Below are 13,892 nucleotides of genomic sequence, written 5' to 3' on the forward strand. Positions count from 1 at the left end.
TTTATTCCTCGTGCCTGTATGTACGTTCTTTGGCCTGTTATACGTTGTACATCCCCGCATATCCGGCCGTTGCCCCGCGTGATTCGTTACTTGTGCTGTAACGACAAGCGGGTGCGCTTTCTTTATAGGTCACCCCGAAGGGCGCATACGACGATTTGATGCAAGTTAACATTCGCGATAGTGATCCTCCTCGAACGTCGTGTACCGGACTGTACATTTACTTACACCGATCCGGATTCTATATCCGATCCTATTTATGTTCCAACCTCTTTTAAGAGCCGGCCGAAAAACTTTCCGCCGCAGGACCATTTGTACGGGGTTTCGGTACGACTTACACATAGGATTTACGATAGGTTAGATGTGCACATCTAGTCCACCAGTAAAACAATTCGCGCACCCGTGCCACCTGCCCCACATCCACGTTACGCCGCGCGCGTAACGCCAAAGACCGCACGTTACGTTACGAAACGCGCGAAATCGTTTGCCTCAATCCGGCTTTAAACAGTTTCAACAATCTTTCAATTACCGCCAATGCCTTTTGCGACAAGGAATTGGCGCGTTTTAAGCGATTCATCGACTCCGTCGCCATCGGAATGGCACGACAGTTGCAGAGTAATCCTCGCATCACCCAACACAACATCAGCTTCAATGCGAGGACGAAATGGACATTCAGGTTATCCCTCATGGCACGCTCCGGACGACTATGATCGCGGCCACCGTGGCAGCCATGCTTTCCCTTTCCGCGTGCGGCGGTTCCGGTTCGATCAGCAAGGGCATCAGCGGCGGGTCGAGCTCGGGCGGCGGCGATTCGATCTCCACCTCGGGCGGCGGCACCTCGGGCGGCACGTCGGGTTCGACCAGCGGCAGCACGTCGGGTAGCACCAGCGGCTCGACGAGCGGTTCGACCAGTGGCTCCACCAGCGGCTCCACGAGTGGAACGACCAGCGGCACGTCGAGCGGAACGAGCGGAACGTCGGGTGTGTCGTCGAACTCGGTGGGAACTGTCCTCGCAAGCAGCGGCAATATCGTCACCGGAGTCGGTTCGACGGTATCGGGTCTCGGCACCGTGATCGCCGGTCAGTCGCTGCCCGGTGTGAACCCCGGCACGACGCAGGCGGCCGGCGGCATCGTGCAGAGCGTCGGCGGCGCGGTCACGGCACTCGGCAACGGCCTCGGCAGCGGGCTCGGCCAGCTCGGCGCAACCGCCAACCCGGTGGGTGTCACCGTCGCCAGCACGGGCAACGTGGTCAACCAGCTCGGCGGCGCAGTGACGCAGACGGGCAACCTGGTCACCAGCCTCGGCAGCGGCCCGCTGGCGCCGCTCGCACCGGTCACCGGCGCCGTCGGTGGCCTCGTGACGACCGTCGGCAACGCGGTCTCGGGCGGCGGCACGACACTGTCGAACGTGCTGTCGACCGGGCCGGTCCAGCAGCTCACGCAAACGGTCAGTTCGGCCATCACCCCGATCACGACGATGGTCGGCCAGACGACGCAGACGATCGGCACGGCGACCGGGCTCGGCGCGCCTGTCAACACGCTGCTCGGCACGATCGGCAACGGCCTGAACCAGGGCGGCGCGCTGATCGCATCGACGGGCGGCAATCCGATCACGACCGGCCTCGGCAACACCGTGTCGTCGGCGGGCAATACCGTGAAGTCCGTGGGCGGCCTGCTGGCCGGCAGCTCCGGCGGCGCGACCAATCCGCTCGCGCCGCTCACGGGCCTCGTCTCGACCGTCACCGGCACGCTCGGCGGTGCAACGGGCGGCGGCAGCGGCCCGCTCGCACCGGTCACCGGCCTCGTCTCCACAGTCACCGGCGCACTCGGCGGCGCAGCGGGCGGCGGCAGCGGCCCGCTCGCGCCGGTCACCGGCCTCGTCTCCACAGTCACCGGCGCGCTCGGCGGCGCAACGGGCGGCAGCGGCGGCCCGCTCGCGCCGGTCACCGGCCTCGTCTCCACCGTCACCGGCGCACTCGGCGGCGCTGCGGGCGGCGGCAGCGGTCCGCTCGCGCCGGTCACCGGCCTCGTCTCCACCGTCACCGGCGCGCTCGGCAGCGCGACGGGCGGCGCTGCCGGCAGCGGCCCGCTGGCCCCGGTGACGGGCGCGCTGTCCACGGTCACCAGCGCAGCCGGCGCGCCCGCACTGAGCGGCGCCACGGGCACCGTCACGAACTCGGGCTCGGGTTCGAACCTGCTCGCGCCCGTCACGTCGCTGATCGGCGGCCTGCTCGGCGGCACGCACGGCAAGTAATCCGGCATCCATTCATCGACAAGACAGCGAGGAGTCCAATCATGTCCCAACAACATTCCTTCACGACGGCCGCCCTGCGCCCGTGGCGCGCTCCCCTCACCGCGTTCGCGGCAGCGTGCGTGCTCGCCGCTTGCGGCGGCGGCGGCGTCAGCTCGCCGCCGACGAGCAGCACCAGCGGCACGAGCGGTACCAGCGGAACCGGCAGCAGCGGGACGAGCGGCACCAGCGGCACGACGACGGGCACCAAGGGCGTGGTCAGCACGGTCGGCCAGACCGCGACGGATCTCGGCAGCACGGTGGGCAACGTCAGCCTGCCGGGCCTCGGCGACGGCGTGACGAAGGGCGTCGGCAGCACGCTGTCGAGCACCGGCACGATCATCGGCGCCGCCGCCGACGCGTTGAGCAACGGCCTCGGACAGACCGGCACGACGAGCAATCCGGTCGGCACAACCGTCGCGGGCCTCGGCAACGTGGTCGGCGCGACGAGCAATACCGTGTCCGGCCTGAGCTCGACCGTCAAGGCGCTCGGCACCGGCCCGCTCGCGCCGCTCGCACCGGTCACGTCGCCGGTCGGCACGGTACTCGACACGGTCGCCAACGGCCTGTCCGCGGCCGGCACGACGATCGGCTCGACGCTGTCGTCGGGCGCCGTGCAGCAGGTCACGCAGCCGCTCAGCTCGGCGATCACGCCGCTCGTCATCACCGCCGGCCAGGTCACGCAACAGGTCGGCACGACGACGGGCCTCGGTCAACCGGTGTCGGGCCTGCTCGGCCAGATCGGCGGCGCGATCAGCTCGGCCGGCACGCAGGTCGCGGGCACGTCGAAGCAGCCGCTCGTCGGCGACGTCGGCCAGCTCGTCACCGCGGTGGGCAACACCGTGACCAACGCGGGCGGTCTCGTGAACCCGAACGGCCCGAACGGTGCGGCGCCGATCCCCGGCCTGATCACGAGCCTCGTCGGCGGCTCGACGGCGACGGTCCAGAGCGGCTCGTCGTCGGGTTCGGGTGCGACGAACCCGCTCGGCGGCCTGCTGTCCGGTCTCGGCTCGACGCCGCTCGGTTCGCTCACCGGCGCGGTCGGCGGCGCGACGGGTGGCTCGGGCAGCAGCCCGCTCGCGCCGCTCACCAATCTCGTGTCGACGGTCACGGGCACGCTCGGCGGAGCAACGGGCGGCGCAAGCGGGGCAAACCCGCTCGCGCCGGTCACGGGCTTGCTGAATACTGTCACCGGCGCGGTCGGCGGCGCAACGGGATCGGGGGGATCGTCGAGTCCGCTCGCGCCGGTCACGTCGCTCGTCGGCGGCGTGTCGAACTCGGCGTCGTCGGGCAGCTCGACCGGCCTGCTCGCGCCGGTAACGGGCCTGCTCGGCACGCTGGGCAGCGTCGGCAAGTAAGGAGGACGGCCGCGCCCGTGCAGCCGGTGCACGGCGCGCGGCCGTACCAACACGACCGGCAACGCGGCACGCGGCGCGCGACATTCCGGTGTCGCGCGCACGCAATACAAAGAAGATGAAAAGCAAGGCCTACGAGGAAGAACAATGAAATCCAGACTCGACAGTTGGATGCTGCTGCTCGCCATCGCAGCGGCCGGCGGCGCACACGCGCAGACGCGCGCGGCAGGCAACCCGCTCGACTCCCTTCCGCAGATCAACACACCGAAACAAGGTCCGAACGTCACCGTGCAGGTCGCCCCGCAGGCGCCGCAACTGCAGGAGCTGCTGTCGCGACATCTGACGCCTTCCACGTTCCAGGTCGAGGGCGTGAAGTCGGTGCCGTTCGACGAAATCTCGCGACGCTTCACGCCGCTCGTCGGCAAGGACATCACGATCGGCCAGCTGATCGAGACCGCCAACGGCGTGACCAAGCTGTACCAGGAGCGCGGCTACGCGCTGTCGTTCGCGTTCGTTCCCGCGCAGACGTTCGAGAACGGCGTCGTGCGCATCACCGTCGTCGAAGGCTATGTATCCGACGTGAAGGTAACCGGCAAGCCCGGCGCGATGGAGTCGAAGATTCGCGCGATTGCCGCGCACATCACGGCCGACCGACCGCTGCGCCGCGCGACCTTCGAACGCTACGTGAACACGTTCGGCCTCCTGCCCGGCGTATCGGTGAAGGCCAACGTGCCGCCCCCGCAGACGACCGACGGCGCAACGACGCTCGAGCTCGCCGTCGATCGCAAGGCCTTCAACGTCAGCACCGGGATCGATTTCAATCACCCGGGCGTCCAGGGGCTCATCACGGCGACGGAGAACGGTCTCACGTCGTTCGGCGAGCAGCTGAGCATTTCGGCGCTGGTGCCGCCCGGACGCGACAAGCAGACCTACGTCGCGTTCAGCGGCGCGGTGCCGGTCGGCAGCAGCGGCCTCGTCACGCGGCTGGATGCCAGCACCTACCGCGGCAAGCCGACCGACAACCCCGGCCTGCCGTCCACCGTCGAGCGCACCGTGAAGAACGAGAAGCTCGGTCTTTCGGCTTCCTATCCACTGCTGCTGAACAACCAGCGCAGCCTGCTCGGCACGGTGTCCGGCTACGCGTCGCACAACGAAGACCGCTACCAGAACACGATCACCGGCAACAGCATCGACACGCGTTCGCAAGTGCGCGTGCTGCAGATGCAGCTCGACTACACGAGCGTGTCCGCCAAGCAGGTGCAGAAGCTGAGCGTCAACGTCGCGAAGGGCTTCAATATCCTCGGTGCGTCGAAGTCGCAGAACACGACGATCGGCGGGAACACGACATCGGCCGACAGCCCGATCTCGCTCACGTTCGTGCGCACCGGCGCGACCTTCACGCAGACCAACGAATGGCCGTTCAAGATCGGCACGTCGGTGTCGCTGACGGGCCAGTACAGCCCCGATTCGCTGCCGACGTCGGAACAGATCTCGTTCGGCTCGACGCGCTATGCGCTCGGCTACCAGCCCGGCGAAACGTCGGGCGACTCGGGCTGGGGAGCGTCGCTGGAGGTCAATCGCGCGTTCACGCCGGGCTGGACCTACATGAAGTCGATCACGCCGTACATCGCGTACGACATGGCGCGCGTGTACCTGCACACCGGCACGCCGTCGCCGAGCCGGCTGTCGTCGGTCGGCATCGGCGTGCGCTTCACGGACAACCGCTATTACAGTCTCGACCTGAACATCGCGAAGCCCGTCGGCGATGCGCCGGTCGAAAGCGCATCGCGCAGCCCGCGCGTGAACGCGGCGTTTTCGTATCAGCTCAATTGATTGCGCAGCGCACGGCCCGCATGTGGCGGGCCGTTTAGATTAGAGTGCCGTCTATCAAACGCGGCACGCTGTTTCACGTATTCTGACGTGGCTCGCAACATGCCACCGCCCTATGCAGGCGGTCGTGCGAGCGAATCGAACACGACACGAAACAAGGAGGAAGACAATGGTTCAACTGACCCGCCCGTTGCGCGCACTGGCCGTCGCCGGCGCACTGCTCGCTTGCGCTGCCCCCACCTTCGCTCAGGCCGACAGCCCCGTCGGCATGTGGCAGACGATCGACGACAGCACGCACGCGCCGAAGGCCCTCGTGCAGATCGCCGAAGATGGCGACGGCTCGCTGTCGGGCAAGGTCGTCAAGGGCCTCGGCGCGAACGACACGCCCGATCGCCGCTGCACCGCATGCACGGACGAACGCAAGGATCAGCTCATCAAGGGCATGACGATCATCAAGGCGATGAAGAAGGACGGCGACCACTGGGACGGCGGCAACATCCTCGATCCGGAAAACGGCAAGGTCTACAAGTGCAAGATGTCGCTGGAAGACGGCGGCCAGAAGCTGGTCGTGCGCGGCTACATCGGCGTATCGCTGCTCGGCCGCTCGCAGACCTGGGTGCGCGCGCAGTAATGCAGCGCGCGTCGATGCGCGCGATGCAATGAAAAATCGGCCTGCGACAACGTCGTCAGGCCGATTTTTTATGCGCGCACGATAGTGAAATCGCACGACGTCACGTCGCGAGCTCCATCGTGTCGGCGGCTGCACGCTTGCCATGTGCAACGTAGGCCGGCACGGCGGCATCGGGCACCGCTACCGCATCCGGTTGGCAGTGCTTGCGCATCCGCGCGGACAGCGCATTGCACAGGTTCACGCCCGCCTCGCCGTACAGCACGCTCATCACCTGCATCAACGTGCCCGTGTCGTGCCAGGCCTTGAAGCGGCGATGGCAGGTCTGATACGAAGGGTAGCGACGCGGCATCGCGGACCATGTCGCGCCGCTGTAGATCACCCACAGCACGCCGTTCAGCACGGCGCGTGTGTTGGCCAGTGGCCGACCGCGCAATTCGGTGCGCGGCTTCATTTCAGGCAGAAGCGGCACGATGGAGCGCCACTCCTGGTCGGTCAGATCGCGATACGGTGTCATGGACATCTCCAGCCTCAGGAACCATGACACACGATATCGCCCGACCTTTTCGGCGACTATAAGACAAATCCGAAAATACCGTCAAATTGAGGCAATTTGACCGGAATTGACGATTGAAGCGCATGACTTGCGGCAGCCGCGCTCAGGTCAGCGAAGTATCGACGATGCGACGCGGCGCTTCGAGGTACTCCTTCGATTGCATTTCGACGATCCGCGATACCGTGCGGGCAAACTCGTTCGCCATCGGCCCTTCGACGTACAACTGCTCGGCCGGCACCGCGGCCGACATCAGCAGCTTGACCTTGTGGTCGTACAGCACGTCGATCAGCCACGTGAAGCGCCGCGCCTCGGACGCCATCCGCGGCGACATCTGCGGCACCTCGGACAACACGATCGCGTGGAAGCGGCTGGCCAGCTCGAGATAGTCGTTCTGCGAGCGCGGGCCGCCGCACAGCGTCGCGAAATCGAACCACACGACGCCGTCCGCCTTGCGCAACGCCTTCAGCTCGCGCTTCTCGATATGCAGGATCGGGCTCTCGTCGGGCACCGCGGCGAGCTTCGCGAACGCACGGCGCAGCTCGCGATCGGCGTCGGCGCCGAGCGGCGTGTGATACATCTGCACCTGCGCGAGCGTGCGCTGCCGATAGTCGACGCCCGCGTCGACGTTCAGCACGTCGAGCTTCTGCTTGATCAGCGCGATCGCCGGCAGCATGCGGTCGCGATGCAGGCCGTCGGGATAGAGATCGTCGGGATCGTAGTTGGACGTCATCACGAACTGCACGCCGTTGTCGAACAGCCGGTCGAGCAGCCGGTACAGGATCATCGCGTCGGCGATGTCCGACACGTGGAATTCGTCGAAGCAGATCAGCCGGTAGCGTTTCGCGATACGTCGCGCGAGCTCGTCGAGCGGATCGGCCTGCCCTTTCAGCTCCTCGAGCTCGCGATGGACTTCCCGCATGAATTCGTGGAAATGCAGGCGCGTCTTGCGCTGCACCGGCACCACCGCGTAGAAGCTGTCCATCAGGAAGCTCTTGCCGCGCCCGACGCCGCCCCACATGTAGACGCCGCGCGGCAGATCGGGACGATTGATCAGCTTCTTGAACGCGTTCGAGCGGCGCCCCTTGTACTCGACCCATTCGTCGAAACAGCGCTGCAGACGATCGACGGCCGCGCGCTGGGCGGGATCGGACTGATAGCCGCGCGTACTCAGTTCGCGCGTGTAGTATTCGTTGACGTTCATCGGGCAAACCGGAAAAGACGAAGGCGAGCGGGAAATTCCCGCCCGCCTTCGTCATGAGACGGCTGCGCCGGCCGAGCGCCGGCCGGCGCTATACCGCGCTCAGCTGTTCAGCGAGCGCTTGTCGACCGCGAGCGCCGCTTCGCGCATCACTTCCGACATCGACGGGTGCGGATGGCAGATGCGGGCGATGTCTTCCGACGCCGCCTTGAATTCCATCGCCACCACGGCTTCCGCGATCAGGTCCGACGCATTCGCGCCGATCACGTGCACGCCGAGCAGTTCGTCGGTCTTCGCGTCCGCGATCATCTTCACGAAACCGTCCGGTGCGTTCATGCCGAGCGCACGGCCGTTGATCGAGAACGGGAACTTGCCCGACTTGATCTCGCGGCCTTCCGCCTTCAGCTGCTGCTCCGTCTTGCCGACCCATGCGATTTCCGGGTACGTGTAGATCACCCACGGAATGCAGTTGTAGTCGATGTGCGGCTTCTGACCGTCGATCACTTCCGCGACCAGCACGCCTTCGTCTTCCGCCTTGTGCGCGAGCATCGGGCCGCGCACCACGTCGCCGATCGCATACACGTTCGGCACCGCCGTGCGGCAGTGGTCGTCCACGTCGATGAAGCCGCGCTCGTTCGCCTTCAGGCCGATTGCCTCGAGGCCGAGGTTGTCGGTGTTCGGCACACGGCCGACCGACACGATCAGGCGGTCGGCGTCGAGCGTCTGCGCGTTGCCGTCCTTGTCCGTGTAGGCGATCGACACGCCGTTCGCGGTCGTCTTCACGTCGCCGATCTTCACGCCGAGATGAATGTCGAGGCCCTGCTTCTTGAACAGCTTCGCCGCTTCCTTCGCGAGCGCTTCGTCGGCTGCGCCGAGGAACGCCGGCAGCGCTTCGAGCACCGTCACGTCGGCGCCCAGACGACGCCACACCGAGCCGAGCTCGAGGCCGATCACGCCCGCGCCGATCACGGCGAGCTTCTTCGGCACCGAGTCGAAGCGCAGCGCGCCTTCGTTGTCCGACACGATCTTGTTGTCGACCGGGATGTTCGGCAGATGACGCGCCTTCGAGCCCGTCGCGATGATCACGTTCTTCGCGGTGACGACTTCGGCTTCGCCTTCGCCGCTCACTTCGATCTGCACGCCGGCGTCCGTCTTGCCGGTGAACTTGCCGTGGCCCTTGAGCCAGGTGATCTTGTTCTTCTTGAACAGGAACTCGATCCCGCTCGTCATCTTCTCGACGATCGCGTCCTTGCGGCCGAGCATCTTCGCGACGTCGATCTTCACGCCGTCGACCGTGATGCCGTGGTCGGCCAGATGGTGCGACGTGTTTTCGAACTCTTCCGACGACGCGAGCAGCGCCTTCGACGGGATGCAGCCGACGTTCAGGCAGGTGCCGCCGAGCTTCAGCGCGCCGGCCGGGTTCTTCCACTTCTCGATACAGGCAACGGTCTTGCCGAGCTGCGCGGCGCGAATCGCGGCGATGTAGCCGCCGGGGCCGGCGCCGATCACGACGACGTCAAATTCCTTGGACATGTCAATCCTTTCTACTTGTACGTCCGCACGCGCGCGCGAAGGCGCGCGCGTGCGGAACGGGTCAGTGCGGTGAGACTCGGCTTACAGGTCGAGCAGCAGACGTGCCGGATCTTCGAGCGCATCCTTCATCGCGACGAGCGACAGCACGGCTTCGCGGCCGTCGATGATGCGGTGGTCGTACGACAGCGCGAGGTAGTTGATCGGACGGATCACGATCTGGCCGTTCTCGACGACCGGACGTTCCTTCGTCGCGTGCACGCCGAGGATCGCCGACTGCGGCGGGTTGATGATCGGCGTCGACAGCATCGAGCCGAACACGCCGCCGTTCGAGATCGAGAACGTACCGCCCGTCATTTCCTCGATCGACAGCTTGCCGTCCTTCGCCTTCTGGCCGAATTCGGCGATCTTCTTCTCGATCTCGGCGAGGCTCAGCTGATCCGCGTTGCGCAGGATCGGCACGACCAGGCCGCGCGGCGAACCGACCGCGATACCGATGTCGAAGTAGCCGTGGTAGACGATGTCGTTACCGTCGATCGACGCGTTCACCAGCGGGAACTTCTTCAGCGCGTGCACGGCCGCCTTCACGAAGAACGACATGAAGCCGAGCTTCACGCCATGTTCCTTCTCGAACTTGTCCTTGTACTTCGCGCGCAGGTCCATGACCGGCTGCATGTTGACTTCGTTGAACGTCGTCAGGATCGCGTTCGTTTGCTGCGACTCGAGCAGACGCTCGGCGATACGCGCGCGCAGGCGCGACATCGGCACGCGCTGTTCCGGACGGTCGTTCAGCCAGGTCGTGGCCGATGCCGGGACCTTCACTTCCGGCAGCGACGGCTTCGCAGCGGCGGTCTTCGCCGGTGCGGCGGCCGGTGCAGCCTTCGGTGCGCTGCCTGCGGCGAGCGCGTCGCCCTTCGTGACGCGGCCGTCGCGGCCCGAGCCTGCGACGTCGCCCGTCGACAGACCCTTCTCGGCCAGCAGCTTCGCTGCGGCCGGCGATGCGGCGGCCGAGCTCGACGCCGTTGCGGCAGCCGGCTGTGCGGCCGGTGCTGCTGCGGCCGGCGCTGCCGCCGGCTGCACTTCCGCGGCGCCCGCTGCGGCTTGCGCAGCACCTGCCTTCGCTTCGGTGTCGATCGTCGCGATCACTTGATCGGCGACCACGGTGTCACCGTCGTTCTGCAGCACTTGCGCGAGCACGCCCGCGGCCGGTGCCGGCACTTCGAGCACGACCTTGTCGGTCTCGAGTTCGATCAGGATTTCGTCCTGCGCGACTGCTTCGCCCGGCTTCTTCTTCCACTGCAGCATGGTGGCTTCCGAAACCGACTCCGAAAGCTGGGGGACTTTGACTTCTACGATAGCCATGTGATTTTCCTGGATGCTTAATCTGGGTAATGACGAGGTTCGTGCGACTCGCTCGGCCACCAGGGCGCGCGACGCGCCACGCGGGCCAAACGAGACGGGAAAGCGCCGCGCGCCTTCCCGTTTCGCTTACGTCGATTATTTCGCGATCGATGTGCTCTTCAGGCGGCCGAATGCACCTTCGATGAGGGCCTTCTGCTGCTCGTAGTGCTTCGCGTAGTAGCCAACTGCCGGCGAGGCCGAAGCCGGGCGGCCGCTGTATGCCAGCTTCTGCCCTTCCTTCATGCCTTCCTTCAGGTGGTGCTCGACGTAGAACCAGGGGCCCTGGTTCTGCGGCTCGTCCTGCACCCAGACCACTTCAGTCGCGTGCTCGTACTTCTTCATTTCCGCTTCGAACTGCTTGTGCGCGAACGGATACAGCTGCTCGATACGGATGATCGCGACGTCGTTCGCCTTCGCTTCGCGACGGTGCGCGACGAGGTCGTAGTACACGCGGCCCGAGCATGCCAGCACACGCTTGACCTTCTTCGGGTCGATGCCGCCGTCGGTTTCGCCCAGCACCGGCTGGAACGAGCCCTTCGCGAGCTCGGACAGATCCGACACCGCTTCCTTGTGGCGCAGCAGCGACTTCGGCGTAGCGATGATCAGCGGCTTGCGGAACAGGCGGATCATCTGGCGACGCAGCAGGTGGAAGATCTGCGCCGGGGTGGTCGGCTGAACGACCTGCATGTTGTGATCCGCGCACAGTTGCAGGAAACGCTCGATTCGGGTCGACGAGTGTTCCGGGCCCTGGCCTTCGTACCCGTGCGGCAGCAGCATCGTCAGGCCCGACACGCGGCCCCACTTCACTTCGCCCGACGAGATGAACTGGTCGATCACGACCTGCGCGCCGTTGACGAAGTCGCCGAACTGCGCTTCCCACAGCACGAGCGTGTTCGGCTCGGCGGTCGAGTAACCGTATTCGAAGCCCAGCACCGCCTCTTCCGACAGCACCGAGTCGATCACCGTGAACTTCGCCTGGCCTTCGGCGATGTTCTGCAGCGGCACGTACGTGCCGTCGTTCCAGCGCTCGCGGTTCTGGTCGTGCAGCACCGCGTGACGGTGCGTGAACGTGCCGCGGCCCGAGTCCTGGCCGGTCAGGCGCACTGCATAGCCCGATGCGACGAGCGACGCGAATGCGAGGTGTTCGCCCATGCCCCAGTCGAGCGGCTGGTCGCCGCGCGCCATGTTGCGACGGTCGTTGATCACGCGCTCGACGAGCGGGTGAACCTTGAAGTTTTCCGGGACCGTGGTGATGCGTTCGCCCAGGCGCTTCAGTTCGGCGAGCGGCACGGCCGTATCGGCTGCGTCCGTCCACTTGCGGTTCAGGAACGGCACCCAGTCGACCGCGTACTTGCTCTTGTAGTTCGACAGGACCGGATCGACGGTGTGGTGGCCGTCGTCCATCGCCTTGCGGTACGCCTTCACGTAGCCGTCGGCGTCTTCCGCCGTGATCACGCCCTGCTGAACCAGCTTCTCGGCGTACAGCGCACGGGTGCCCGGGTGCTGCGCGATCTTCTTGTACATCAGCGGCTGCGTGACGGCCGGCGTGTCCTGTTCGTTGTGACCCAGCTTGCGGAAGCACACGATGTCGATCACGACATCCTTGTGGAACTGCATCCGGTAGTCGATCGCGATCTGGATCGCGAGCACGACGGCTTCAGGATCGTCGCCGTTCACGTGCAGCACCGGCGCTTCGATCATCTTGACCACGTCGGTACAGTACAGCGTCGAGCGCGCGTCGCGCGGGTCGGACGTCGTGAAGCCGATCTGGTTGTTGATGACGATGTGCAGCGTGCCGTGCGTGCCGTAACCGCGCGTTTGCGCGAGGTTCAGCGTTTCCATCACGACGCCCTGGCCCGCGAATGCCGCGTCGCCGTGGATCTGCACCGGCAGCACCTGCAGGCCGTCGTCGTCGCCGCGACGGTCCATCCGCGCCTTCGCCGAACCTTCGACCACCGGGTTCACGATTTCGAGGTGCGACGGGTTGAATGCGAGCGACAGGTGGACCGGGCCGCCTTCCGTCGACACGTCCGACGAGAAGCCCTTGTGGTACTTCACGTCGCCGGCCGGCAGGTCGTCGACGTGCTTGCCTTCGAATTCGGCGAACAGGTCGGCCGGCATCTTGCCCAGCGTGTTGACCAGCACGTTCAGACGGCCGCGGTGGGCCATGCCGATGATGATTTCCTGCACGCCGCTCTTGCCCGCGTGCTGGACGACTTCGTCCATCGCCGCGATGAAGCTCTCGCCGCCTTCGAGCGAGAAGCGCTTCTGGCCGACGTACTTGGTGTGCAGGTAGCGCTCGAGGCCTTCGGCGGCCGTCAGGCGATTCAGGATGTGCTTCTTCTTGTCGGCCGAGAACGCCGGCGTCGCGCGCGTCGATTCGAGGCGCTCCTGCCACCAGCGCTTCTGCTCCGGATCGCTGATGTACATGTACTCGGCGCCGATCGTGCCGCAGTACGTGTCACGCAGGCCCTTGACGATGTCGCGCAGCGAAGCCTGGTCGAAACCGAAGTACAGGTTGCTTGCGCTGTACGTCTGGTCGAGGTCGCCTTCGGAGAAGTCGTAGAAAGCAGGTTCGAGCTCGGGGATGGCGGGACGTTCGCGACGCTTCAGCGGATCCAGATTGGCCCATTGCGAGCCGAGGAAGCGATAGGCGCTGATCAGGGACTGGACATGAACCTGCTTGCGCGCGGTGGCCAGATTGCTGCCGCTTTCGCGCGGGATGAAGGCATTGGCCTTCGCACGCTCGGCGAACGATTCGACGATCGGGTAGTGAGCGACGTCGTTGGCATTCGAACCGTCCGTTGCCGGCACGTTCTGCAGCGCGTCGAAATACTCTCGCCAGTTTTCCGGCACCGACGCCGGATTGTTGAGATATGCATCGTACAGTTCTTCAACGTACGAAGCATTGCCGCCGAACAGATAGGAGTTCAGCTGAAACTGCTTCATTACATCTGACATTTTACGCTCACCTTTCTTCGAGCTTCTCGAGAAATAGCGGGTTGCTCAACCTTCCGCGACACGGCCTGACCGTTTAGCGGATTGCGAATCAAGTCTTGCTTGGAAGGACCTAAACTTGCGTGCGCGCAGCATATCACAGAACCGAT

Annotated in this window: 10 protein-coding genes; 4 read left to right on the plus strand and 6 right to left on the minus strand. The window is 65.5% G+C overall.

Translation table 11 applies throughout. From position 1 onward, the window contains the following. Window positions 1-460: 460 nt before the first annotated feature. Entirely contained in the window at window positions 461-685 is a 225-nt protein-coding gene (locus AK36_RS33825) for a hypothetical protein (RefSeq protein ID WP_014722940.1), read from the minus strand. Between AK36_RS33825 and AK36_RS21660 the strand changes: the two genes are divergently transcribed. The 4 genes from AK36_RS21660 to AK36_RS21675 all read left to right on the plus strand — a co-directional run bounded on the left by AK36_RS21660 (window position 662) and on the right by AK36_RS21675 (window position 6,103). Next, entirely contained in the window at window positions 662-2,251 is a 1,590-nt protein-coding gene (locus AK36_RS21660; protein WP_045579150.1) for a collagen-like triple helix repeat-containing protein, read from the plus strand. The genes AK36_RS33825 and AK36_RS21660 overlap by 24 nt on opposite strands. A 41-nt stretch (window positions 2,252-2,292) precedes the next feature. Continuing rightward, on the plus strand, window positions 2,293-3,645 hold the full coding sequence (locus tag AK36_RS21665; RefSeq protein WP_045579151.1) for a collagen-like triple helix repeat-containing protein: 1,353 nt from the start codon (window positions 2,293-2,295) through the stop codon (window positions 3,643-3,645). Between the two features lie 144 nt (window positions 3,646-3,789). Then, entirely contained in the window at window positions 3,790-5,475 is a 1,686-nt protein-coding gene (locus AK36_RS21670; RefSeq protein WP_011884609.1) for a ShlB/FhaC/HecB family hemolysin secretion/activation protein, read from the plus strand. 166 nt (window positions 5,476-5,641) lie between these two features. Continuing rightward, window positions 5,642-6,103 carry a DUF2147 domain-containing protein gene (locus tag AK36_RS21675; RefSeq protein ID WP_011884608.1) on the plus strand — a complete coding sequence of 154 codons (462 nt, stop codon included), beginning with the start codon at window positions 5,642-5,644 and terminating at the stop codon, window positions 6,101-6,103. A 100-nt stretch (window positions 6,104-6,203) separates the two neighbouring features. Here AK36_RS21675 and AK36_RS21680 read toward each other — a convergent pair whose 3' ends face one another. From AK36_RS21680 to AK36_RS21700, 5 genes are all read right to left on the minus strand, one after another. Then, window positions 6,204-6,617: a transposase gene (locus AK36_RS21680; protein WP_014722934.1), complete on the minus strand. Its 414-nt coding sequence runs from the start codon at window positions 6,615-6,617 to the stop codon at window positions 6,204-6,206. A gap of 142 nt (window positions 6,618-6,759) precedes the next feature. Continuing rightward, entirely contained in the window at window positions 6,760-7,857 is a 1,098-nt protein-coding gene (gene zapE / locus AK36_RS21685; RefSeq protein ID WP_011884606.1) for a cell division protein ZapE, read from the minus strand. Between the two features lie 99 nt (window positions 7,858-7,956). Then, window positions 7,957-9,387, minus strand: a complete 1,431-nt coding sequence (gene lpdA / locus AK36_RS21690) for a dihydrolipoyl dehydrogenase (RefSeq protein ID WP_014722932.1) — start codon at window positions 9,385-9,387, stop codon at window positions 7,957-7,959. An 81-nt stretch (window positions 9,388-9,468) separates the two neighbouring features. Next, a complete protein-coding gene (gene odhB / locus AK36_RS21695) occupies window positions 9,469-10,746 on the minus strand; it encodes a 2-oxoglutarate dehydrogenase complex dihydrolipoyllysine-residue succinyltransferase (RefSeq protein ID WP_011884604.1) in 1,278 nt (425 codons plus the stop codon). 135 nt (window positions 10,747-10,881) lie between these two features. After that, window positions 10,882-13,746, minus strand: a complete 2,865-nt coding sequence (locus AK36_RS21700) for a 2-oxoglutarate dehydrogenase E1 component (RefSeq protein ID WP_011884602.1) — start codon at window positions 13,744-13,746, stop codon at window positions 10,882-10,884. Window positions 13,747-13,892: the final 146 nt, after the last annotated feature.

This window comes from Burkholderia vietnamiensis LMG 10929 (assembly GCF_000959445.1).
Taxonomy (GTDB): Bacteria; Pseudomonadota; Gammaproteobacteria; order Burkholderiales; family Burkholderiaceae; genus Burkholderia; species Burkholderia vietnamiensis.